The sequence below is a fragment of the Pseudomonas sp. TE3895 genome (genome assembly GCF_056278855.1).
In genome coordinates this window covers 2302039-2322890 of record NZ_JBWBQE010000001.1, presented here as the reverse complement: position 1 = coordinate 2322890, position 20852 = coordinate 2302039, and the positions used below count along the sequence as shown (strand labels likewise).

Sequence of the window (20852 nt, the reverse complement as noted above, 5' to 3'; positions counted from 1 at the left end):
TGCCCGCGAATCAGGCGTCCCGGTGCATGGCACCGGCTTCGCCGGTGTTCGCGGGTGAACCCGCTCCTACAGGGGTCGTAATCCCCCATGCATCTGCATTCGATTTCCAAGGAGGCTACATGCCCCTCACAGGCAACCTGCTGATCGGCCAAAGGCCGGTAACCGGCAGCCGCGACGCCATCCGTGCCATCGACCCAGCCACCGGTCAGACGTTGGAGCCGGCCTACCTCGGCGGCACCGGCGAACACGTGACCCAGGCCTGCGCGCTGGCCTGGGCGGCATTCGACGCCTACCGCGAAACCTCGCTCGAACAACGAGCAGACTTTCTTGAAGCCATCGCCACACAGATCGAGGCCCTCGGCGATGCCCTGATCGACCGCGCCGTGGCCGAAACCGGCCTGCCCAAGGCGCGCATTCAGGGCGAGCGTGGCCGTACCTGCACCCAGCTACGCACCTTTGCCCGTACAGTGCGGGCCGGCGAATGGCTGGACGTGCGGGTCGACAGCGCCCTGCCTGAGCGCCAGCCCCTCCCCCGCGCTGATCTGCGCCAGCGCCAGGTGGCCCTGGGGCCAGTCGCCGTGTTCGGCGCCAGCAATTTCCCGCTGGCCTTCTCGGTGGCCGGTGGTGACACCGCGTCGGCATTGGCCGCTGGCTGCCCCGTGGTGGTCAAGGCCCACAGTGCCCACCCCGGCACCAGTGAGCTGGTCGGCCAGGCAGTGGCGCAAGCGGTGAAGCAGTGCGGCTTACCGGAGGGTGTGTTCTCGCTGCTTTATGGCTCGGGCCGCGAAGTGGGCATTGCCCTGGTCAGCGACCCACGTATCAAGGCCGTTGGTTTCACCGGCTCGCGCAGCGGTGGCATGGCGCTGTGCCAAGCCGCCCAGGCGCGCCCGGAGCCCATCCCGGTGTATGCCGAAATGAGTTCGATCAACCCGGTGTTCCTGTTCGACGCCGCCCTGCAAGCCCGTGCCGAAGCACTGGCACAAGGTTTCGTCGCCTCGCTGACCCAGGGCGCCGGCCAGTTCTGCACCAACCCTGGCCTGGTAATCGCCCGGCAGGGGCCGGCCCTGCAGCGGTTCATCACTGCAGCCGCCGGTTACGTGCAGCAGGCCCCCGCCCAAACCATGCTCACCCCCGGCATTTTCAGTGCCTACCAGGCCGGTATCGCAGCCCTGGCAGACAACCCCTGCGCCCAAACCATCGCCAGTGGCCAAACCGATCAGGGCCCCAACCAGTGCCAGGCACAGTTGTTCGTGACCCAGGCCGAAGCGTTTCTCGCCGACCCGGCGTTGCAGGCTGAAGTGTTCGGTGCAGCGTCGCTGGTCGTTGCCTGCACCGACGCTGAGCAGGTCCGCCAGGTAGCCGAACACCTGGAAGGTCAGCTGACCGCTACCCTGCAACTGGACGAGGCCGACATCGACAGCGCTCGCGCCCTGCTCCCCACCCTTGAGCGCAAGGCCGGGCGCATTCTGGTCAATGGCTGGCCGACGGGCGTCGAGGTGTGCGATGCCATGGTCCACGGCGGGCCGTTCCCGGCCACTTCCGATGCCCGCACCACCTCGGTGGGCACCGCGGCGATCCTGCGTTTCCTGCGCCCGGTTTGCTATCAGGACGTCCCCGATGCGCTGCTGCCGCAGGCATTGAAACACGACAACCCGCTGCAACTGCGGCGCCTGCTTGATGGTAAACGGGAAGACTGAGCATGGTCGAAACCGCTGAAACCGATATCGCCGTGGTCGGCGCAGGCATCGTCGGCGTCGCCTGTGCCTTGCAACTGGCCCGCCAGGGCCGTCGGGTAACCCTGGTCGACCGCCAGGCGCCCGGCCTGGGCGCGTCCTTCGGCAATGCCGGGCACCTGGCAACCGAGCAAGTGTTCCCCATTGCCGACCTGTCGATCCTCAAGCGCCTGCCTCGCATGCTGCTCGACCCGATGGGCCCGCTGCGCCTGGACTGGAAGTACCTGCCCAAGGCCATGCCGTGGTTCACCCGGCTGCTGCTCAACCTGCGCCCGGCGCCGTTCCAGCGCAGCGTGGCGGGCATTCGCACGCTGAACGAAGGCAGCCTAGGCGCCTGGCAACGGCTGTTGGGCTCGATCGGGCGCAGCGAATTGTTTCAAGAGGATGGTTCGTTGCTGGTGTTCGAGAAGCCGGAGTCACGCCAAGCGCTGGAGGCGTTGCGCACACGCATGCAACAGCAGGCGGTGCCGGTGGACTTCTGGTCGGCCGAAACCGTGCGCGAAGCGGCGCCGCAACTCAGCCCGTCACTGTTGGGCGGGCTGTTCTTCCCGCGCACCGGGCACTTCATCGACCCTTATCGGGTGGTGTGCGAATTGTTCGAAGCGGCCAAGGCCAGTGGGGTGCGCTTTGTCCAGGCGCAGGTCGATGGCGGGCAGTTGCACAGTGCCGGCGTGAGCCTTGCCAGCGACCAAGGCATGCTCAATGCCCGCCAGGTGCTTGTCAGCTGTGGCGCCCATTCTGCAAAACTGACTGCCGCGCTGACAGGCACGCGAGTGCCGCTGGATACCGAACGCGGCTACCACCTGATGTTGCCGGGTGAGCACCAGCGCCTGCCGTTTGCAGTCACCTCGCTTGAGCGCAAATTCATCATGACGCCCATGGCCGAAGGCTTGCGCCTGGCGGGCACAGTGGAGTTTGCCGGGCTGCAGGCACCGCCGAGCATGCAGCGGGCGTGGCAGTTGCACCGGTTGAGCAAGGGGTTGTTCCGGCACGACTTGAGCGTCGAAGGGGCAACGCCGTGGATGGGTTTCAGGCCTTCGTTGCCGGACTCATTGCCCGTGATCGACAGGGTGTGCGATGGGCGGGTGCTGTTGGCGTTTGGGCATCAGCACCTGGGGTTGACCCAGGCGGCGGTGACGGCGGAATGGGTGGGGCGGTTGGCTGAGCAGGCTGGTGGGCCTGAGATGGGCGCATACCGACTGGACCGGTTTTAGCCTCTACCGGCCCATTCGCGGGCAAGCCCACTCCCACAGAGAGGGTGCAGTATCTGACACCTGTGGTGTCTCTGTGGGGACGGGCTTGCCCGCGAATGGGCTGCAAAGCAGCCCCTCCAAGCCTCAGCGGTAACGCTCGAGCCAGTGCGCATAAGGCGCTGGCAAGGTCCAGGACGCTTTTTCCACCCCCAGCTCCTTGGCCGCGAAGTAAGCCCAGTGCGGGTCGGCCAGGTGCGCGCGCCCTACCGAAACCAGATCCAGCTGGTTGGCCTGCAATGCGGCCTCCGCCAACTGCGGCGTACCAAAGCCCCACGCCGACGTCACGGGCAGCTTCGCTTCGCGGCGCACGCGCTCGGCAATCGGCCCCATGAACGCTGGCCCCCAGGGGATGTGGGTGTCGGGAATGGTGAAGCCGACACTCACGCTCAGCAGGTCGAGCCCACCGGCCTTGAAGCGGCGGGCCAGCTCGATCGACTCTTCCAGGGTCTGCTCATCGCGGCCATCGTATTCCAACACACCAAAGCGCGCGGTCAGCGGCAGGTTCTCCGGCCACACTTCGCGCACGGCGGCCAGTGTTTCCAGCAGGAAGCGGCTGCGATTTTCGAAGCTGCCACCGTAGGCATCGGTGCGCTTGTTGGAGTGCTCGGAGAAGAAGCTCTGGCCCAGGTAGCCATGGGCAAAGTGCAGTTCTATCCACTCGAAGCCGGCATCACGCGCACGGCGGGCGGCATCGACGAAGTCCTGCTTGACCCGGGCGATATCGTCCAGCGTCATTTCGCGTGGCACTTTCGGCAGGTGCGCGCCAAAGGCAATGGCAGACGGGGCAATGGTCTCCCAGCCGCGCGCGTCGTCGGCGGCAATGTGCTCATCACCCTCCCACGGGCGGTTGGCGCTGGCCTTGCGCCCGGCGTGGGCGATCTGGATACCCGGCACGGAGCCGGCAACCTTGATGGCCTGCACCACCGGTACGAACGCCTGAGCGTGGGCATCGCTCCAGATACCGGCGCAACCGGGGGTGATACGCCCTTCCGGCGCCACAGCAGTGGCCTCGACCACCAGCAAGCCGGCACCACCACGGGCCAAGCCGGCCAGGTGAACGTGGTGCCAGTCGTTGATCATGCCGTCTTCGGCCATGTACTGGCACATCGGCGGAATGGCGATACGGTTACGCAGGGTGACGTCTTTGAGGGTGTAGGGCTCGAACAGTGCGGACATGGGAAACTCCGGGTTCATTTGAATACTGTTGTTCGATCATAATCGAACTATGGCAATTAATGAAACCCCCGTTATCATGTCAACCATGCGAGCCTATAAACATCCCAACCCCGACGACCTCATCCTTGAACGCCTGCTCTATGCGCTCAGCGACCCCGTGCGCCTGGAAATCGTCCGCCACCTGGCCGGCGTGGCCGAGGCCAGCTGTGGCGAGCTGGACGGAGGCCGGCCGAAGTCGAGCATGTCCCACCACTTCCGTGTGTTGCGTGATGCAGGGCTGGTGCAAACCCGCAATGTGGGGACTACCCATATGAATTCGCTGCGCAGCGAGATGCTGGGCGAGCGGTTTCCCGGGCTGCTGGAGTGCATACTGCGCCAGCAGTGATACCTGTGCAGGCCTCTTCGCGGGTGAACCCGCTCCTACCAGGGATGGCGATAAGCCTGAGGGCTGCGCTGGGCTTGGCAACAAAAAAGCCACGAGGTCTCCCCCGTGGCTTTCTTTCACAACAATGGCCGGTTACAGCGCCATGTCGTTCTCAGGCTTGCTCTCAACCGGCTTGCTTGCCGCGCCACCGAATTCAACGCTGGCGTCGATCACAGGTGGTTTACCCAGTTGCAGCACTTCAGCGGTGTAGTTCCACTCTTTCTGGGTGGCCGCTGCCGAGTCGTTCAGCTTGGTGCCGTAGCTCGGCACGATTTCCTTGATCTTGGCCTGCCACTCTGGGGTAGCGACCTTCTCCTTGAACACCGTCTCCAGCACGTTCAGCATGATCGGCGCAGCGGTCGAAGCACCTGGCGAGGCACCCAGCAGACCCGCGATGGTGCGGTCTTCGGAAGCCACCACTTCGGTACCCAGCTTCAGCACGCCGCCCTTGTCGGCATCACGCTTGATGATCTGCACACGCTGGCCGGCCTGCCACAGGCGCCAGTCTTCCTTCTTGGCATTCGGGAAGTAGGTGCGCAGGGCTTCGAAGCGGTCATCGTCAGACAGCATCAGCTGGCCAGCGAGGTACTCGACCAGCGGATACTGGTCGACACCCACCTTGGTCATCGGCCACACGTTGTGGGTGGTGGTGCTGCTCAGCAGGTCCAGGTAAGAACCGTTCTTCAGGAACTTGGTCGAGAAGGTAGCGAACGGGCCAAACAGGATGACGCGCTTGCCGTCCAGCACGCGGGTGTCCAGGTGCGGGACCGACATGGGTGGCGCACCGGTCGAGGCAATGCCGTAGGCCTTGGCCATGTGCTGCATGGCCACGGTCGGGTTCTCGGTCACCAGGAACGAGCCACCCACCGGGAAGCCTGCGTATTCCTTGGCTTCCGGAATACCCGACTTCTGCAGCAGCTTCAGCGCGCCGCCGCCGGCACCGATGAACAGGAACTTGGCGTCGGTGGCCGACTCGGTACCGTCCTTCAGGTTCTTGTACTCGACGTGCCAGGAGCCGTCCTTGTTGCGGGTGATGTCCTGCACTTCGCTGGACAGCTTCAGCTCGAAGCCTTTCTGGGTCTGCAGGTGGCCAACGAACTGGCGGGTGATCTCGCCAAAGTTGACGTCGGTGCCGATCGGCGTCCAGGTCACGGCCAGCTTCTGGTTCGGGTCGCGGCCCTCCATCATCAGCGGGACCCACTTGGCGATCTGCGCGTGGTCCTCGGAGTACTGCATCGGACGGAACAGCGGGCTGGCCTGCAGTGCGTCGTAGCGTTTCTTGAGGAACTTGATGTTGTCATCGCCCCACACGAAGCTCATGTGCGGGGTGGTGTTGATGAACGAGTGCGGGTTCTTCAGCACGCCCTGGCGTACTTGCCACGACCAGAACTGGCGGGAAATCTGGAAGGCTTCGTTGATTTCGATGGCCTTGGCGATGTTGACGTTGCCGTCTTTGTCTTCCGGGGTGTAGTTCAGCTCGGCCAGCGCGGAGTGGCCGGTACCGGCGTTGTTCCAGCCGTTGGAGCTTTCTTCGGCCACGCCATCCAGGCGCTCGACCATTTCCATCGACCAGCTTGGCTCCAGCTCGTGCAGCCACACAGCCAGGGTGGAGCTCATGATGCCGCCGCCGACCAGCAGCACGTCTACTTTCTTGGTTTCTGCAGCGTGCGCTTGCATGACGCTTGCAGCGACCGCCAGACCCAGCAAGGTCTTGCCAGCTTTCTTGAACATTGATCAATTCCAGTCAGGAGAACAGAGGGAGGGCCTGTGGCTGGCCCCGGTAAAGCGTGTTCTTCAGCGCAGGCTTTTTGTTGATCATTGTTCAGCAGCCAGAGAACCAGAAAACGGCTCGGCCTTTGGTCGAATTGACCGACAAGGCTGAATCGTTTTTCCGATTGTATCTGAAATGCCAGCACAAACAAATTGCAGGCCGGAGCGTCAAGGCGACCGGTTGCCCCAGCGGCAGTTTGTCACGTCACAAACAAAAACCCCCGGCCATGTGCATGACCGGGGGCCTTGGATCACGCCGCAAGCGTCGCGATCAGGGTACCGCCAAGATTACTGCTGCTGAGGCAGTTTATCGATCGGGCCGCAGCCACCGATGATCTTGGAGATGGAAACCGAAGGGTGGAACAGGTAGTCGTAGGTGCAGTTTTTCGGTTGGTTGTAAACCTGGCCAGTGCAACCCGACAGCAGGGCAACACCCGAAACGACGGCAACGGCTACGGTGGCCTTGAACAGCTTTTTCATTACTCAATCCTTTAAATGAATCATCTTCGACCATCGTCTGATGGCCGCGGAATCATACAGACTCCAGGCATTGGATCCAAGCCGCGCTTGGCACAGGTTCTTTGCAACTGTGCAACAACAGGTTGAAAAGCGCGCCTTTGGCGACGATAGTTCAGAGCACTGCCTTCGCAATGCCCAACAGGAACTCACCATGCTTGGCGTCACCGACTACGGCGCATTCGTCATCGCCTTCCTTATTCTTCTGGCCATCCCCGGCCCGGGCAATTTCGCCCTGATCACCGCCACCGGCAAGGGCGGTATCAAGGCAGGCCTGGCCGCGACCTGTGGCGTGATCGTGGGTGACCAGGTGCTGCTGTGGCTGGCGGTAGCCGGCGTCGCCACCCTGCTGGCCACCTACCCTGCCGCCTTTCATATGGTGCAGTGGGCGGGGGCTGCATACCTGGCCTACCTGGGCCTGCGCATGCTGCTGAGCAAACCCGGTGGTGCAGCACACACCTGCCGCATGGACAACGGCCAGTACCTGCGCCAGACCATGATGATCACCCTGCTCAACCCCAAGGCGATCATGTTCTACATGGCGTTTTTCCCACTGTTCGTCGACCCGGTGAAACACCAAGGGCTGGTGACGTTCGGTTTCATGGCGGCGACAGTGGCGGTGGTGACCTTCCTGTATGGGCTGATTGCCGTGGTGCTGACCCATCAACTGGCCGAGCGCATGCGCGCCAGCCCGCGGATTGCCAATATGTTCGAGCGGCTGGCGGGGGCTTGCCTGGTGGGATTCGGCATCAAACTGGCGGCGATGCGCTGATCCCAAGCCCGACAGGGTCCGGGCACACCTGACAGCAAAAAAAGCCCCCGGCAACTCAGGGTTCCCGGGGGCTTGTTCACTCAGCCATTACCCAATCAATTGGTTTCCAGCTGATACGCCTTGCTCACGAACAACGCTGCAAACAGGCTCTTGCCTTCCTTGAAGGTGTACTGCTCTTCGAAACTGCCGTCTTCGACCAGCTTCTGCCCGATGGCGCATTCCGAATCGCTGTGGTTCTTGGCCTTGGCGCCAAAGTCACTGCTCCACGACGACAGCCCAACCTCCTGGCAGAAGGCCGCGAACTTCGCCTTGGGGACTTGCTGCTGGTAATCGCTGAAAGCCTCTTTCAGCGATTTGAAGCCACTGTAGCTCACCGAGTAGTTCTCGACCTTGGCCTTGCGGGCAAAGCCGCTGACCGCTTCAGCCAACACCGCCTGGCCGGTGTACGAGCTGTACGCGCCAATCAGCATCGCGCTCAGGGCACTCTTGAGCTGGGTTTCGACATCGTCCAGTTCCGGCAGCGACTGGAAGTCGGCCTTGCGCACGATCTCCCCCACCTTGGAGCCGTCGTTGCGGTGGGTGACCACGAACGCCATCGAGCCTTCGCCATCGCTGGAGCGCTTGATGGTGAAGTCCAGGTCGACCGTGGTACCAAAGTCACCGGTGCTGCTGACCAGAAACGCGCCGGTTACTGGCTGGCGCACCGCCATGTTGGCGCCCCAGGTGAAGTTCGACGGGGCGGCCCGACCATTGGCGGCCAGCTCGGCACGTGGCTGGACTTCGTCGCTGACATCCGCCACCAGCACGACTTCAGCCCCCTTGCTGGCAACGTAAGGGTTGGCCATCTGCATGCCCAGCAACTGGATATGAATGCTGCCATCCTTGCTGTCTCCGTCATGGGCCAGCTTCAGCGCATCAGCCTTCAGGTACACCCCGGCCACATTGCGGCTGACATTGAGCTGGTACTTGGCCCAGCCCGCCAGGCCTTCTTCAGCCGAACCACCCTGTACGGACTCCATCAAGCCCGACAGGCCGCGCATGAACTGCTGGGCGCCATTGGTCTGCGCCGCCGCCACGCGGATCTCCGGGTCGGCTACCGTCAGGTTGCCGGAAAACGCCGAGTAGGAAATGTCCCCCTCCGACAGCACATCCTCAAGGAAATAGCGCTCCTTGAAGTCGTCGTAGTAGGCCAGCGCAGCCTTCTTGCCCGAGCTGGCGACCATCGCATAGCCACCACCGAGCACCAGCACCGCTGCGGCCACACCGCCAATCAGCAGCTGCTTCTTGTTCATCTGTTTGATCATGGTGTTTGCCTCACTGGACCATGGCGGAAGCGTTGTTCCAGTCGTTCACGTACTGTTGGGAGACCTCGGGGGTCCAGCTGAAATCGATACCGGCGTTGGGGAATTCCTTGGCCAGCACGGCGCCGAACGACACGCGGTCGGCACAGTGGTCCTGTTTGCAGGCCTCGGGTTCACCGGCGCTGTAGGCACGGTAGGTAGGCACGGCGCGGCCGTCGTCCAGCGGGTAGTACGGCGTGGCGTTGGCCACCTGGGTCACGTACCAGCCTTCGCTGTATTCCTCGTCCGCAACCAGGCGGCCGTTGCTCGGGAAGTCGATGCTGTAGAAGTCACCTTTCTTGCCGGTAACGTGCACCATCATCGGCACTACGCTGGCCGAGGTCGCAGGGTTTTGCTGCTCCAGTGGCGAAGCGAAGCGCACCTTGATACCGGCCATCTGCGCCAACGCCTCGGTTTCGCGCCCCTTGAAGTCGCTCATGCCGTCCTGCAACTGCTGGTAACGTTCCAGCACACGGGTGTGCACGCGGGCCAGTTCCTGTTGGCGCTGACGCTGCTCACGCACACGCTGCTGCTCGCGCTGTACCGCCCAGTTGGCTCCGTCGCGCACATCGAAGAACAGGCCTTGGCGGTTGATGCCGATGCGGTTGCGAGTGATTTTCTGCGCGTCGTTGCCCCAGATGTTGTTCGAGATCGCCGACAGGTCTTTGACGATGAACAGGTTGGCCACATCGGTGGTGGTCGGCGAGGTGGTCTTGATCAAGTCGAAGATTTCCAGCGCAGCTTCCTTGTACTTGGTCGCGTCCAGGGCAAACGACTCGTCCGGGGTGACCGCGACGTAGTAAGGGTCGCTGCCGAACGGGCGGAGCACGCCGTAGCTGGAGCGGGTGAACGTCAGGTACACCTTCATCTGCCGGCCTGGGATCTCGCCGACCAGGAACGCGGCCTGGTCAGCTTGCGGCGTGAGATAAGAAACGGCCTTGTCCTTTACCGCAGGCTCAAGGTTCTTGTTGAAGATCAAACCACTCGGGTGAGCATAAACGCGGGTCCAGTTATCACCCCGGTAGGTACCCACAGCCTTCCAGCTGATTTTGTCGAAGCTGCCTTCACCAAAGCCGGACGCCGGGCACGGCATGGCCGGGGTGGTGCCGAACGACAGGGTGTCGCCATCGCCGATGATCGAGGTACTGAGCACCCATTTGCAGCCGGTGCCGTCCGTTACCTGCATCAGGTTGCGGTTTTCCAGGACCACCGAGCGACCGAAGTCCGAAGTGGGGGCTGCGGCGACTGCTGTGGCAGGTGCCGGGACGGGCGGCACAACAGGGGCGGCTGCCGGGGCTTCGGGGGTTGGGGCTGGCTCTGCAGCTACGGCTGGCGCCGGCGCGGGGGCCGGAGCGGGTTTTGCCTGCGCAGGTGCGGCTTCGACCACTGCCGGCGCCGCTGCAGCAGCAGGGGCTTGGGCTGGGGCCGGAGCAGGTGTCGGTGTCGGTGCAGCAGCAGCCGGTGCTTCTGGCTGCGCAGGTGCCGGAGCGGGTGCAGCGGGTGCAGCTGCTGCAGCCGGCGCCGGGGCGGCAGTGGCAGGCGCAGCAGCCAGGGTCACCAGCCCCAGGTTGCTGGCATTGCCCGAGCCGCTGGCGTACAGGTTGCCCTTGGCATCGACCGCCTTCCAGCTCACCTTGGCGGTCGAGCAGTCCTTGGCGAACACGAACGGCAGCTTGGTCAGCAGGCCCGCCAGCAGTTCCTGGTTATCCCAGGCCGGGCGGGTAATGGTCAGGTCGACCTGGGGTTTGCACCAGGTGGTGGCATCCCCGGGCACTTCGACCTTGATGTTGTCTTTCTTGGAAAAGGCCAGCTCGTGGGCGAACGCCTGCGGTACCAGACCACAAGCGCCGATCACAGCCAGCGCGAGCGCGTGCTTTTTCATGGAGTTCCTCAGATCAGTTCCCAGGTGCCGTTGGCTTGTTTGCAGAAGGTGTTCTGCTCTTGTTCGGTCTGGCCGCTTTGCGATTTCAGGCTGACGGTGACCGGGCGGCAGGCCGCTTCGGCGGCAACTGTCTGGGTTGGCAGCGACTGCACCGAGTCCAGGTCGAAGCCTTGGGTTTCCTTGCTGGCGGCAACGTCCAGCTCGTCCAGGTTGACGGCTGGCGTTACACGCTTGGCAACCGCTTGTGCCTTGGGCTCGACGTAGTTCTTGTGCACATAGCCCACGGTCACACCCTTGCGGCCGACCAGAATCCAGTCACCGGTGGAGCCCACGGCGGTGAATTCGGTGTGGTTCTTCAGGCTGCCGACCTTCTCGCCAGCCTGGTTAGGCGCAGCACGCACGTTGAGGTTGTCGCTGATGGTCACATACGGCTCGTTGATCAGCTTCATCGACGGCACCGCCTGGATCTTCGGCGCGCGCTTGACCTCGACCTGCTTGGTCTTGGTGTATTCCTTGCCCGGCACGATCTGCGCGGTGGCGCCGGAATGGTCGGACTTCCAGGTCACTGGCTGGGCACTGGCAGTGGTTTGCTGCTGGCTCAGCACTTCCTGCGTACGCAGCGCCAGGGCTTGCTGGTCCTTTTCATCGAGCATGTGGCCGATGCGGTTGCCCACGTAGGCGCCAATGCCACCTGCGATCAGCGCCGCGGCGATCTTGCCGTTGCCACTGCCCATGGTCGAGCCGATGGCCACACCGGCCAGGCCACCGATCACGGTGCCCGCTTGCTCTTTGCTGATCCCGAGCTGTGCACAGGCCGTGGTAGAGGCGATGGCGACCGCCAGAAGGGACGCGACGAATTTCTTACGCAAGTGGAGCACTCCATTTTCGGTGGGGCGCACAGCCGCGTACCGCAGCCAATGGTTGGCGGCAGCATTCGAGTTTGTGCGGGGTTTTCAGAAAGTGTGCAGCACTGGCCGCAGACGACAATTCAGCCGTCCAGCGAGGGGCGCAGGGGGAGACCAGTACGGCGCAAAGCATCCAACGAATCCATGTCAGGAAGAGTTCATCGCCCAGCGCGCGTAATCATTACGGCGTGTGGCCTGGGCGTGAGTGGCGTATCAGAGGGCCGCATTGTAGCCCAAGGTGCCATTGGCAGTTCAAGACAAAATGTTGCAGGAAGCCTGTCTGATTGATTAGTAGAAATCCGTCCTACAGCTTGTACTCAGAATTATCCCCTTCCTTGTAGGGCGTTTCCCAAACATACTGCCAACCCGCTCAAACGGTTGCGACGGATTCGGTCGCGCTCTAGTCTCGGCTCGTCGTTGTGAAATCAGCGACCGGCTTTGACAGGCCGACTACTCAAGTTTCCGTTGCAGCGCTTAATGGCAGCTGTGCATGGGGCACATTCGTGTGCGCCGGGTCCTTGGGTACCGGTCTGTCAACCCATGTATAGCTGCCTCCATTCGTTTGACAGCGTTGCCAGGCGGCTCCACTACCCAAGGAGCTTACATGCGCAAGACAGTCCCCGATCCACCCTACTCCCCCCATTCCACCCAGATCCTGCAAGACACCCTGGTCCAGTCCTCAGAGTACGTGCTCTGCGCCCTGTCCGTCGCGCGTCAATCCGTGCAACTCAAACCTACCGCCCACAGCTCGATCGTGATGCAGGCCGTGATCCATGAAATGGAAGCGGTACAGGGGCTGGTCGAGTCGGCATTGATGCAGTTGCAGATGCGGCCGCATTTACCCACAGAGCCTTACACCTTGCATTAGCAGGTCAGGCCTCTTCGCGGGCGAGCCCGCGAACAGGCCAGCCCAGGCAACCCAGAATCCAGGGAAACAAAACAATGCCCACCGACAACACAACAGAACCCACCACAGTCGGCAAGACCTGCTTCTACCAAGGCGAAAACAACACTCACCCGCTGTTCCGCATCGAACCCGGCATCCCCTGCCAGGACGCCCGCGAACAGGCTTCCGAACTGATGGGTTACGTGCGCGACCTGATCATCACCGGCCTGATGGACGGCGACCAGAAACTGATCTGGGCCTCGCATTACCTGAGCGCGATGGCCAAGGCGCTGCTGGATGATGCTGAGTTGGGGATGATGAAAAAGTAAGGTCAACCCAATAGCCCGTTTGTTGCGCCGAATATCGGAAATACTTCGTACGAACGGGCTTGACTGGCTACCTGATGCTCAAGCGTAGCGATAAATCGGATCGAATCGGAGCCCCTAACCGACCCAAGGAAATTCTTGATGCGTTACGAGGCAAACAACTAAGAGCGACACATGCCCCCCAGGATATGCCCATCCTTGAACTGGACTTGAGCAATACCAAGCGCTTCGAGGCTTGCCGCTTTCTCGACAGCTCCGAGGCCATCGGGGCTTTTCTGGCAGATACAACGAAGGCTAATGACGCTCAAACCTTAGTGTTTGCTTTGGGTGAAGAGGTGAAAGCCAAGGCATGAATATCTTGCGCAAGGTGCAGCCGGTAATCGGGAATGGATAAAACAGGCGGCTCCACGGTGCAGCAGTTGATGCTGGCCTTAGGGGGCATAGCGGACCCACCCCGAAGCAGCTAAACCCTGGTATTTCTGCCAGTTCAGCAAGTCACTAGAGATAACACATAATAACCTCAGCAACCGTCAGTGACGAAAATCGAAAGGGGCCATCCGTTATGAGCAACACTCGAAGCAGCACGGAAGCGTCGTTTTTACTGCGCCGGACCTACAGCCCCTACGGATACCACACACTGGCGCCTGGAATTTCAACGCAGCTTGCATTTAATAGCGAACATATACTGACAAGGATCAATTGTTATCTACTCGGCAATGGCAAGCGAGCCTACAGCCCCGTTCTGATGCGCTTTCTAAATCCAGACCCGCTCAGCCCATTTCATCGTGGCGGCTTAAATGCATATGCCTATTGCGCTTGTGACCCGGTGAACAGAACTGACCCTAGCGGCTATAGCTGGGGCAGCCCCAAAAAACCTCGTCCATTGATAGATGTTAAACAAGGAAAACTCAGCAGTGAGGTCGAGCTAATGAAAGGCTATATGGACGATAACAAGGCACAGATTAATATGCCTACGCATGTGAATTTTTTCAAAAATGACATCCGCCCGGAGCAGAAGCATAAATGGGTAATGACAGAGGATAATAAATTCATTATCGGCAGCTACGATGATGCCTCAGGTACTGACCCGTCGCACTCAAGCATAGTGGCCATTGCTGCAAAATCTAAAATTTCGCATCCCACAACGATTTCTGCTGGCATGCTTACAATAAAGGACGGGGTTATTCAGCTAAATAACGAAAGCGGTCATTATCTAACGCCTTTTGACACCTTGGCCTACGTCAAAAGCCACCTGAAAAAACTCGAGGGGTGGAAGGCGTCCGGACTTAAAATCCGACGTGTACGATTTGAGCACGACTGAGTGCCACTTGAAGACTCAGGTTTGGTTCCAGCTCTACCAGCTCTCTGAACCGAAGGTTTGAATGTCAAGAAAGGTCGCAAATCTGCCCCAAATCTGCTCTAACTGAAACCCCTGAAACGACGAAGCCCCCGAAAACATCAACGTTTTCGGGGGCTTCGACTACTTCGCGTATGGCGGAGAGATAGGGATTTGAACCCTAGGTACTGTTGCCAGTACAACGGATTTCGAATCCGTCCCGTTCGACCACTCCGGCATCTCTCCAATGCCGCGCATCATACCAGCGTTCTTTTAAAACGCAAATCTTTTTTTCAAAAAAATCGCGTGGTATCAGGCGCTTGCGTGAACGTGCCGCTTACAGCGGCACGCCCAGGCGCTTGGCAACTTCTTCGTAGGCTTCGATCACGTCGCCCAGGCCCTGGCGGAAGCGGTCCTTGTCCATCTTCTTGCGGGTTTCTTTGTCCCACAGGCGGCAGCCGTCCGGGCTGAACTCGTCGCCCAGCACGATCTGGCCGTGGAATACGCCGAACTCCAGCTTGAAGTCGACCAGCAGCAGGCCGGCGTCATCGAACAGCTTGCTCAGCACTTCGTTGACCTTCAACGACAGCTTCTTCATTTCCACCAGTTGCTCGGCGGTGCCCCAGCCGAACGCGACAACGTGAGATTCGTTGATGAAGGGGTCGCCCTTCTCGTCGTTCTTCAGGAACAGCTCGAAGGTGGACGGCTCCAGCTTGATGCCCTCCTCCACGCCCAGGCGCTTGACCAGGCTGCCGGCAGCGTAGTTACGCACCACGCACTCGACCGGAATCATGTCCAGCTTCTTCACCAGGCACTCGTTGTCGCCCAGCAGCTTGTCGAACTGGGTCGGCACGCCGGCTTCTTCCAGTTTCTGCATGATGAAGGCGTTGAACTTGTTGTTCACCATGCCTTTGCGGTCGAGTTGTTCGATACGCTTGCCGTCGAACGCCGAAGTGTCGTTACGGAACAGCAGGATCAAGCGGTCGGCGTCATCGGTCTTGTAAACCGATTTGGCCTTGCCGCGGTAAAGTTCTTCGCGTTTTTCCATGATTGGGCTCCGCTTGCTTGAGGTGTTGGGCTAGGCGATTTCGCGCCAGTCGAGCCCGTGTTCCTGATTCGCCACCTGGAGCCAGTCCGGGTCACACCCGAGGGTGTCGACAAAGCACTGGCGGGCCAAGTGTGGCAGGTTGTTCTTGCTGCTGAGGTGGGCCAGCACCAGGTGTTGCAGGTTGTTCCAGCCCAACTCGTGCACCAGGCGCGCAGCCTGGTGGTTGTTCAAATGCCCTTGCATGCCACCCACCCGCTGCTTCAGAAAAGCCGGGTAGTGACCACGTGCCAGCAGGTCGCGACAGTGGTTGGCCTCGATCAGCAGTGCATCCAGGCCCTGATAACGCTCCAGCAACAGCGCGTCGTAAGAGCCCAGGTCGGTCAGCATGCCAAAGCGCCGCTTGCCGTCGCTGACCACGTACTGCAACGGCTCGTAGGCGTCGTGCTCGACCCGCGCTGCGGTTACTTCCAGGCTGCCGATACGCAGGCTTTGGCCACACGCGAGAAAACCGGCCACCTCCACCGGCTTGCGCATGCCGCGCAAAGTCCCTTGGCTGAGGTAGACCGGTACATTGTAGCGCCGTGACAGCAAGCCGACCCCATGCACGTGGTCGGCATGTTCGTGGGTGACCAGCACTGCACTGAGCTGAGCGGCAGAAACCCCGAGCAGCGCCAGGCGCCGCTCGGTTTCACGCAGGGAAAAGCCGCAATCGACCAGGATGAACGTGTCACCACTGGCGATCAGCGTGCCGTTCCCTTGGCTGCCGCTTCCGAGTACCGCGAAGCGCACTTAGCCCAGGTGGTCCTGAATGGCGCTCAGCACGCGGCGGGCGACATCGGCCGGAGCCACGGTGTTGATGTTTTTCTCGACCGTGACCTGCACGCTCTCACCCACCTTGCTCAGGCGAACCTGATAACGCTCGGCACGGGCTTCACGCTCTTCCTTGGTCGGTTCGCTGCCGAACAGACGGCTGAAGAAGCCAGGCTCGTTCTGCTTGTCGTCAGGCTTTTCGGACAGGTTGATGTAGTACAGGCCCAGGCTGCGGTTGATGTCTTCAACACGCCATTCGCCACCCTGCTCCAGCGCACGGCCCACGCCAGACCAGGCGCGGTCCAGGTCGGAGCCCAGGTACAGCACCGGGTTGCCGCTGCCGTCTTCGCTCAGGCTGACGCGGCTTGGGGCGTCGAAATCGCGCGCGGCCAGCAGCGACACCGAACCGCCCTTCTCGGCGCTGCGGTTCATGCTGGCAAGCATTTCGTCGACCAGCAGGGCATCGGTGCCGGTATTGCTGGAGCTGGACGGGAACGCAGGCTCGGCAGTGCTGCCGGCCGGGCGCTCGACGCTGACCACATACACTTCGGAGGTGTTGCGCTGCACGCCAGGCTCCATGCGCACACGGACACGCACCTCGCTGTCGCCGCTGCTGGCAGTGCTGGCCAGACGCTGGCCAAGCGATGCCGACAGTTCGTCGAAACGCTGCCAGGTGGTGTTGAACTCGCCCGTCTGCGGGCGCTCTTCAGCAATGCGGAAGCCGTTATCCTCGAAGAACTGCCGGGCTACCGGCCACACTTCGGCTGGCGAATGCTGGGCCAGCACCCAACGGCTGCTGCCGCTGCGCTGCAGGCTGTAGTCGGTGACCTGGGCGGCACCGCCCGTCAACGGTTGCGGGCGAGGCACTTCAAACTCACCCTTGACGGTATCGTCAGCGACGTTACGCGGAATCGGCAGCAGCGGGTCAAGGCGTTTGACGTTGCTGGCGTCCGGCGGCAGCTGCATCGGCGCGGTCGGGTGCGCCTGCAGGTAGTCACTGCCGCGGTCGCGGAAATAGCCATCCTCGCCCCACAGCCAGCCACACCCACTGGTGGTGGAGATAATCAGGGCAAGGGCGGAAAGACCAGCCAGTCGCTTCATGCGGTGTACTTCCTCTTAAACCAGTACGCCGGACTGGCGCAAGGCAGTACGGACTTTTTCGTGGCAGCCTTCGCTCAGCCAGGTCAGTGGCAGGCGAATACCTTTTTGCATCAGGCCCATTTCGACGAGCGCCCATTTCACCGGGATCGGGTTGGACTCGCAGAACAGGTCTTTGTGCAGCGGCATGAGTTTTTCGTTGATTGCGCGGGCCTTCTCGGCATTGCCCTCAAGGGCGGCCTCGCACAGGTCCGCCATTTCGCGCGGAGCGACGTTGGCGGTGACGGAGATGTTGCCCTTGCCGCCCATCAGGATCAGCTCGACGGCAGTCGGGTCGTCGCCAGACATGACGATGAAGTCCTTGCTGACGCCATCGAGAATGGCCTTGGCGCGGGCCAGGTCGCCCGTGGCTTCCTTGATGCCGATGATGTTCGGCACGGTCGACAGGCGGATCACGGTCTCGGCCTGCATGTCGCAGGAGGTACGGCCGGGAACGTTGTAGAGGATCTGCGGGATGTCGACGGCTTCGGCAATGTGCTTGAAGTGCTGGTACAGGCCTTCTTGCGTTGGCTTGTTGTAGTACGGCACAACCAGCAGGCAGGCGTCGGCGCCAGCATTCTTGGCGTTCTGGGTCAGGTGCACAGCTTCGGCGGTGGAGTTGGCACCGGTGCCGGCGATGACCGGAATCGGCTTGGCGCTGCGTTTGACGCGCTCGACCACGTGCTTGATGACCAGGATGTGTTCTTCGACATCCAGCGTGGCCGACTCACCGGTGGTGCCGACAGCGACGATCGCATGGGTGCCGTTTTCCAGGTGGAAGTCTACAAGTTTGTCGAGGCTGCCCCAGTCAACACGCCCTTGTGCATCCATGGGTGTGACCAATGCCACCATACTGCCCGCAATCATGTAACTGCTCCTGCCGGAAAAAGAGAGCGGTAATGGTACTGGGGGCATCGACCTTGCACAAGCGAAGCAGGCGGGTGGAGCATTCCCCTCGGCGGCTTATTTCGCTACCCTTGGCCCTTTGATCGGTGCAGCGCGGCCCGCCGGGCCGTCGACCTTGCTCCCCGCCAGCGTCCAAGACCTCGCATGCGAGCCCCGGGCCCTGCCGACAGGAGGCTTTTGCCCGTCCTGTGCCGACCGCTCATCGCTTTAGGAATGCTGCATGTCCACCCCCACCGTCCGCGAACAATTCCTTGTCATCAGTGCCCTGGGCCCGAACCCCATGGAGCTGGCCAACGTCCTCAGCCGCGCTGCCTTCGAAAACCGCTGCGCGGTGGTCACCTCGCGCCTGAGCCGCCACGGCGAGACCAGCGCCCTGGTGCTGCAGGTGGGCGGCAGCTGGGACGCCCTGGCACGTCTCGAGTCCACCCTGCCAGGCTTGGGCAAGAAGCACGGTCTGACCCTCGACGTGGTCCGCAGCGCGGACCAGGAAGTGCGCCCGCAGGCCCTTCCGTATGTAGCCTACGTCAGCGCTGCCTACCGCCCGGACATCATCAACGAGCTGTGCCAGTTCTTCCTTGACCACCGCGTCGAGCTGGAAGCCATGACCTGCGACACCTACCTGGCGCCGCAAACCGGTAGCAGCATGCTCAACGCCCAGTTCACCGTGATTCTGCCGGCCGGCACGCAGATCAGCTGGCTACGCGACCAGTTCCTGGACTTTGCCGATGCCCTGAACCTCGACGCACTGATCGAGCCATGGCGTCCCCAGAACCCAATGTAAGGAAACCGATCATGGCTGTAGCACTCGACCAACCTGTCGCCGACTTCCAGGCCCAGGCCACCAGTGGGCAAACCGTCAGCCTTGCCGCACTCAAGGGCCAGCAGGTGGTGGTGTACTTCTACCCCAAGGACAGCACCCCAGGCTGCACCACCGAGGGCCAGGGCTTCCGCGACCAGCACGACGCCTTCGCCGCGGCCAACACCGTGGTGTTCGGTGTGTCGCGTGATGGCATCAAGTCGCACGAGAACTTCAAGGCCAAGCAAGGCTTCCCGTTCGAGCTGATCAGCGACAAGGACGAGGCCCTGTGCCAGCTGTTCGACGTGATCAAGCTGAAGAAGCTGTATGGCAAGGAGTACATGGGCGTTGACCGCAGCACCTTCCTGATCGACAAGGACGGGGTGCTGCGCCAGGAATGGCGTGGCGTGAAAGTGCCCGGGCATGTGGATGCCGTATTGGCGGCCGCCCAAGCCTTGAACAAGGCTTGAAATTGAATGGGGCCGCTCTGCGGCCCCAATTACATTCAAAGCATCGGTGAAACGCTAGGCTCCTGCTTGGGCCACGCATCCAGCACGGCCTTGATCAGCGTCGCCAGGGGGATGGCGAAGAATATCCCCCAAAACCCCCATAGCCCGCCAAACAGCAGCACCGCGCAGATAATCGCCACCGGGTGCAGGCTCACCGCTTCGGAGAACAGCAGCGGTACCAGCACATTGCCATCCAGCGCCTGGATGATCGCGTACACCGTCATCAGGTAGATGAACTGGTCGCCCCAGCCCCACTGGAACAGCGCAATCAGGGTCACCGGCACGGTCACGACCACCGCGCCCACGTAAGGCACCACCACCGACAGCCCCACCAGCAACGCCAATAGCGCTGCGTAATTGAGCCCCAGGCTGATGAAGGCGATGTAAGTGGCAATGCCGCAGATCAGAATCTCGATACCCTTGCCGCGGATGTAGTTGGCGATCTGCCGGTTCATCTCGCTGCCCACCCGGTTCAGCAAGGTGCGCTGGCGCGGCAAGTAGCCGCTGACCCAGCGGCCAATGAGTTCGCGATCCTTCAAGAAGAAGAACACCAGAATCGGCACCAGCACCAGATAGATCATGGCATTGACCAGCAGTGGCAGGCTGGACAGCGAGAAGGTCAGCGCCCATTGACCAAACTTGCCAATTTCACCGCGCACCGACTCGATGGCGTGCAATACCTGCTCGTCCGACACCAGGTGCGGATAGCGCTCCGGCAGCAGCAGCAACAACGACTGCCACTTGCCGAGCATGCCCGGCAGCTCGTTGAACAGCGTGATCAGCTGGTGCCATAGCAGCGGTACCAGCACCAGCATGAACACCGCCAGTGCGCCCATGAACAAGGCGAACACCAGCATCACCGCCAGCCGTGTAGGTACGCGCACGCGCTCCAGGGCGTTGACCAGCCCCTGCATCAGAAACGCCAGCACCATGCCCGCCAGCACCGGCGCGAGCATGCCGCCCAGGGTGAGCACGGCGGTAAAAGCCAGGAACAACAGGACCGCCAGCACCACCGCTTCCTCATCGGAGAAGTAGCGCTGCACCCAGTCGCGAAGCACTTTGAACATTGACGATCCTTGGAAAAGACTCAGGCCTTGCGCAGCCAGTAAGTGTAGGTACCGGCCTCGGCCGTTTCTTGCAGCAGGGTATGACCGGCCAACTGGGCGAAAGTGCGGAAATCGCGCTGGGAGCCTGCGTCCGTGGCGATTACCTTGAGCACCGCACCACTGGCCAGGCGATTGAGCTCCATCTTGGCCTTGAGCAGTGGCAAAGGGCAATTCAGCCCGCTGGCGTCCAGTTCGGCGTCGCAGGTCAGGGTGTTACTCAT

Annotated in this window: 21 protein-coding genes, 1 tRNA gene and 1 pseudogene; 10 read left to right on the top strand and 13 right to left on the bottom strand. The window is 61.7% G+C overall.

Annotated elements, in window-relative coordinates:
• Positions 1-119 precede the first annotated feature (119 nt).
• Together ACZ889_RS10495 and ACZ889_RS10490 are read left to right on the top strand one after the other, a co-directional pair.
• A complete protein-coding gene (locus ACZ889_RS10495; RefSeq protein WP_476257361.1) occupies positions 120-1697 on the top strand; it encodes an aldehyde dehydrogenase (NADP(+)) in 1578 nt (525 codons plus the stop codon).
• A 2-nt stretch (positions 1698-1699) separates the two neighbouring features.
• A complete protein-coding gene (locus tag ACZ889_RS10490) occupies positions 1700-2947 on the top strand; it encodes an NAD(P)/FAD-dependent oxidoreductase (protein ID WP_476257360.1) in 1248 nt (415 codons plus the stop codon).
• 123 nt (positions 2948-3070) lie between these two features.
• Here ACZ889_RS10490 and xenA read toward each other — a convergent pair whose 3' ends face one another.
• Positions 3071-4162: a xenobiotic reductase XenA gene (xenA, locus tag ACZ889_RS10485; protein ID WP_476257359.1), complete on the bottom strand. Its 1092-nt coding sequence runs from the start codon at positions 4160-4162 to the stop codon at positions 3071-3073.
• Positions 4163-4211: 49 nt separating this feature from the next.
• On the opposite strand from xenA, the gene ACZ889_RS10480 reads away from it, so the two are divergent.
• Positions 4212-4547: an ArsR/SmtB family transcription factor gene (locus ACZ889_RS10480; RefSeq protein ID WP_003254716.1), complete on the top strand. Its 336-nt coding sequence runs from the start codon at positions 4212-4214 to the stop codon at positions 4545-4547.
• 132 nt (positions 4548-4679) lie between these two features.
• On the opposite strand, the gene mqo is transcribed toward ACZ889_RS10480, so the two are convergent.
• Together mqo and ACZ889_RS10470 are read right to left on the bottom strand one after the other, a co-directional pair.
• On the bottom strand, positions 4680-6317 hold the full coding sequence (mqo, locus tag ACZ889_RS10475) for a malate dehydrogenase (quinone) (RefSeq protein WP_476257358.1): 1638 nt from the start codon (positions 6315-6317) through the stop codon (positions 4680-4682).
• A 327-nt stretch (positions 6318-6644) separates the two neighbouring features.
• The gene (locus ACZ889_RS10470; RefSeq protein WP_003254720.1) at positions 6645-6836 is read right to left on the bottom strand and encodes a YhfL family protein; all 192 of its coding nucleotides are present in this window, start codon (positions 6834-6836) and stop codon (positions 6645-6647) included.
• Positions 6837-7026: 190 nt separating this feature from the next.
• On the opposite strand from ACZ889_RS10470, the gene ACZ889_RS10465 reads away from it, so the two are divergent.
• The gene (locus ACZ889_RS10465) at positions 7027-7644 is read left to right on the top strand and encodes a LysE family transporter (RefSeq protein WP_049587971.1); all 618 of its coding nucleotides are present in this window, start codon (positions 7027-7029) and stop codon (positions 7642-7644) included.
• Positions 7645-7739: 95 nt separating this feature from the next.
• On the opposite strand, the gene ACZ889_RS10460 is transcribed toward ACZ889_RS10465, so the two are convergent.
• Genes ACZ889_RS10460 through ACZ889_RS10450 form a run of 3 tightly spaced genes read right to left on the bottom strand, consistent with a single transcriptional unit; the run spans position 7740 to position 11735 of the window.
• Positions 7740-8948, bottom strand: a complete 1209-nt coding sequence (locus ACZ889_RS10460) for a hypothetical protein (RefSeq protein WP_047604281.1) — start codon at positions 8946-8948, stop codon at positions 7740-7742.
• A gap of 10 nt (positions 8949-8958) precedes the next feature.
• The gene (locus tag ACZ889_RS10455; protein WP_476257357.1) at positions 8959-10866 is read right to left on the bottom strand and encodes a hypothetical protein; all 1908 of its coding nucleotides are present in this window, start codon (positions 10864-10866) and stop codon (positions 8959-8961) included.
• An 8-nt stretch (positions 10867-10874) separates the two neighbouring features.
• Entirely contained in the window at positions 10875-11735 is an 861-nt protein-coding gene (locus ACZ889_RS10450; protein WP_003254727.1) for an SH3 domain-containing protein, read from the bottom strand.
• Positions 11736-12375: 640 nt separating this feature from the next.
• Between ACZ889_RS10450 and ACZ889_RS10445 the strand changes: the two genes are divergently transcribed.
• The 4 genes and pseudogenes from ACZ889_RS10445 to ACZ889_RS10430 all read left to right on the top strand — a co-directional run bounded on the left by ACZ889_RS10445 (position 12376) and on the right by ACZ889_RS10430 (position 14304).
• Complete coding sequence (locus ACZ889_RS10445; RefSeq protein ID WP_108190684.1) at positions 12376-12639, top strand: hypothetical protein; 264 nt, start codon at positions 12376-12378, stop codon at positions 12637-12639.
• Positions 12640-12713: 74 nt separating this feature from the next.
• Complete coding sequence (locus ACZ889_RS10440; protein WP_012051485.1) at positions 12714-12986, top strand: DUF3077 domain-containing protein; 273 nt, start codon at positions 12714-12716, stop codon at positions 12984-12986.
• 185 nt (positions 12987-13171) lie between these two features.
• Positions 13172-13450 (top strand): annotated as a pseudogene (locus tag ACZ889_RS10435) (helix-turn-helix domain-containing protein).
• 95 nt (positions 13451-13545) lie between these two features.
• A complete protein-coding gene (locus ACZ889_RS10430; protein ID WP_180688698.1) occupies positions 13546-14304 on the top strand; it encodes an RHS repeat-associated core domain-containing protein in 759 nt (252 codons plus the stop codon).
• Between the two features lie 171 nt (positions 14305-14475).
• On the opposite strand, the gene ACZ889_RS10425 is transcribed toward ACZ889_RS10430, so the two are convergent.
• The 5 genes from ACZ889_RS10425 to dapA form a co-directional block, all read right to left on the bottom strand.
• Positions 14476-14565, bottom strand: a tRNA-Ser gene (locus ACZ889_RS10425).
• A 91-nt stretch (positions 14566-14656) separates the two neighbouring features.
• Positions 14657-15367, bottom strand: a complete 711-nt coding sequence (gene purC / locus ACZ889_RS10420; RefSeq protein ID WP_003254733.1) for a phosphoribosylaminoimidazolesuccinocarboxamide synthase — start codon at positions 15365-15367, stop codon at positions 14657-14659.
• 30 nt (positions 15368-15397) lie between these two features.
• Entirely contained in the window at positions 15398-16156 is a 759-nt protein-coding gene (locus tag ACZ889_RS10415; RefSeq protein ID WP_003254735.1) for an MBL fold metallo-hydrolase, read from the bottom strand.
• Positions 16157-17278, bottom strand: coding sequence for an outer membrane protein assembly factor BamC (gene bamC, locus ACZ889_RS10410; protein WP_476257356.1), 1122 nt, complete (start codon positions 17276-17278; stop codon positions 16157-16159).
• 15 nt (positions 17279-17293) lie between these two features.
• Positions 17294-18181, bottom strand: a complete 888-nt coding sequence (gene dapA, locus ACZ889_RS10405; RefSeq protein WP_003254739.1) for a 4-hydroxy-tetrahydrodipicolinate synthase — start codon at positions 18179-18181, stop codon at positions 17294-17296.
• A 259-nt stretch (positions 18182-18440) separates the two neighbouring features.
• Between dapA and ACZ889_RS10400 the strand changes: the two genes are divergently transcribed.
• Entirely contained in the window at positions 18441-19001 is a 561-nt protein-coding gene (locus ACZ889_RS10400) for a glycine cleavage system transcriptional repressor (RefSeq protein ID WP_003254741.1), read from the top strand.
• An 11-nt stretch (positions 19002-19012) separates the two neighbouring features.
• Positions 19013-19486, top strand: a complete 474-nt coding sequence (locus tag ACZ889_RS10395; RefSeq protein WP_180688699.1) for a peroxiredoxin — start codon at positions 19013-19015, stop codon at positions 19484-19486.
• A 35-nt stretch (positions 19487-19521) separates the two neighbouring features.
• On the opposite strand, the gene ACZ889_RS10390 is transcribed toward ACZ889_RS10395, so the two are convergent.
• Together ACZ889_RS10390 and ACZ889_RS10385 are read right to left on the bottom strand one after the other, a co-directional pair.
• A complete protein-coding gene (locus ACZ889_RS10390) occupies positions 19522-20592 on the bottom strand; it encodes an AI-2E family transporter (protein ID WP_003254744.1) in 1071 nt (356 codons plus the stop codon).
• A gap of 20 nt (positions 20593-20612) precedes the next feature.
• Positions 20613-20852 (bottom strand): sulfurtransferase TusA family protein, encoded by a 240-nt coding sequence (locus ACZ889_RS10385; RefSeq protein ID WP_003254745.1) that lies wholly within the window; start codon positions 20850-20852, stop codon positions 20613-20615.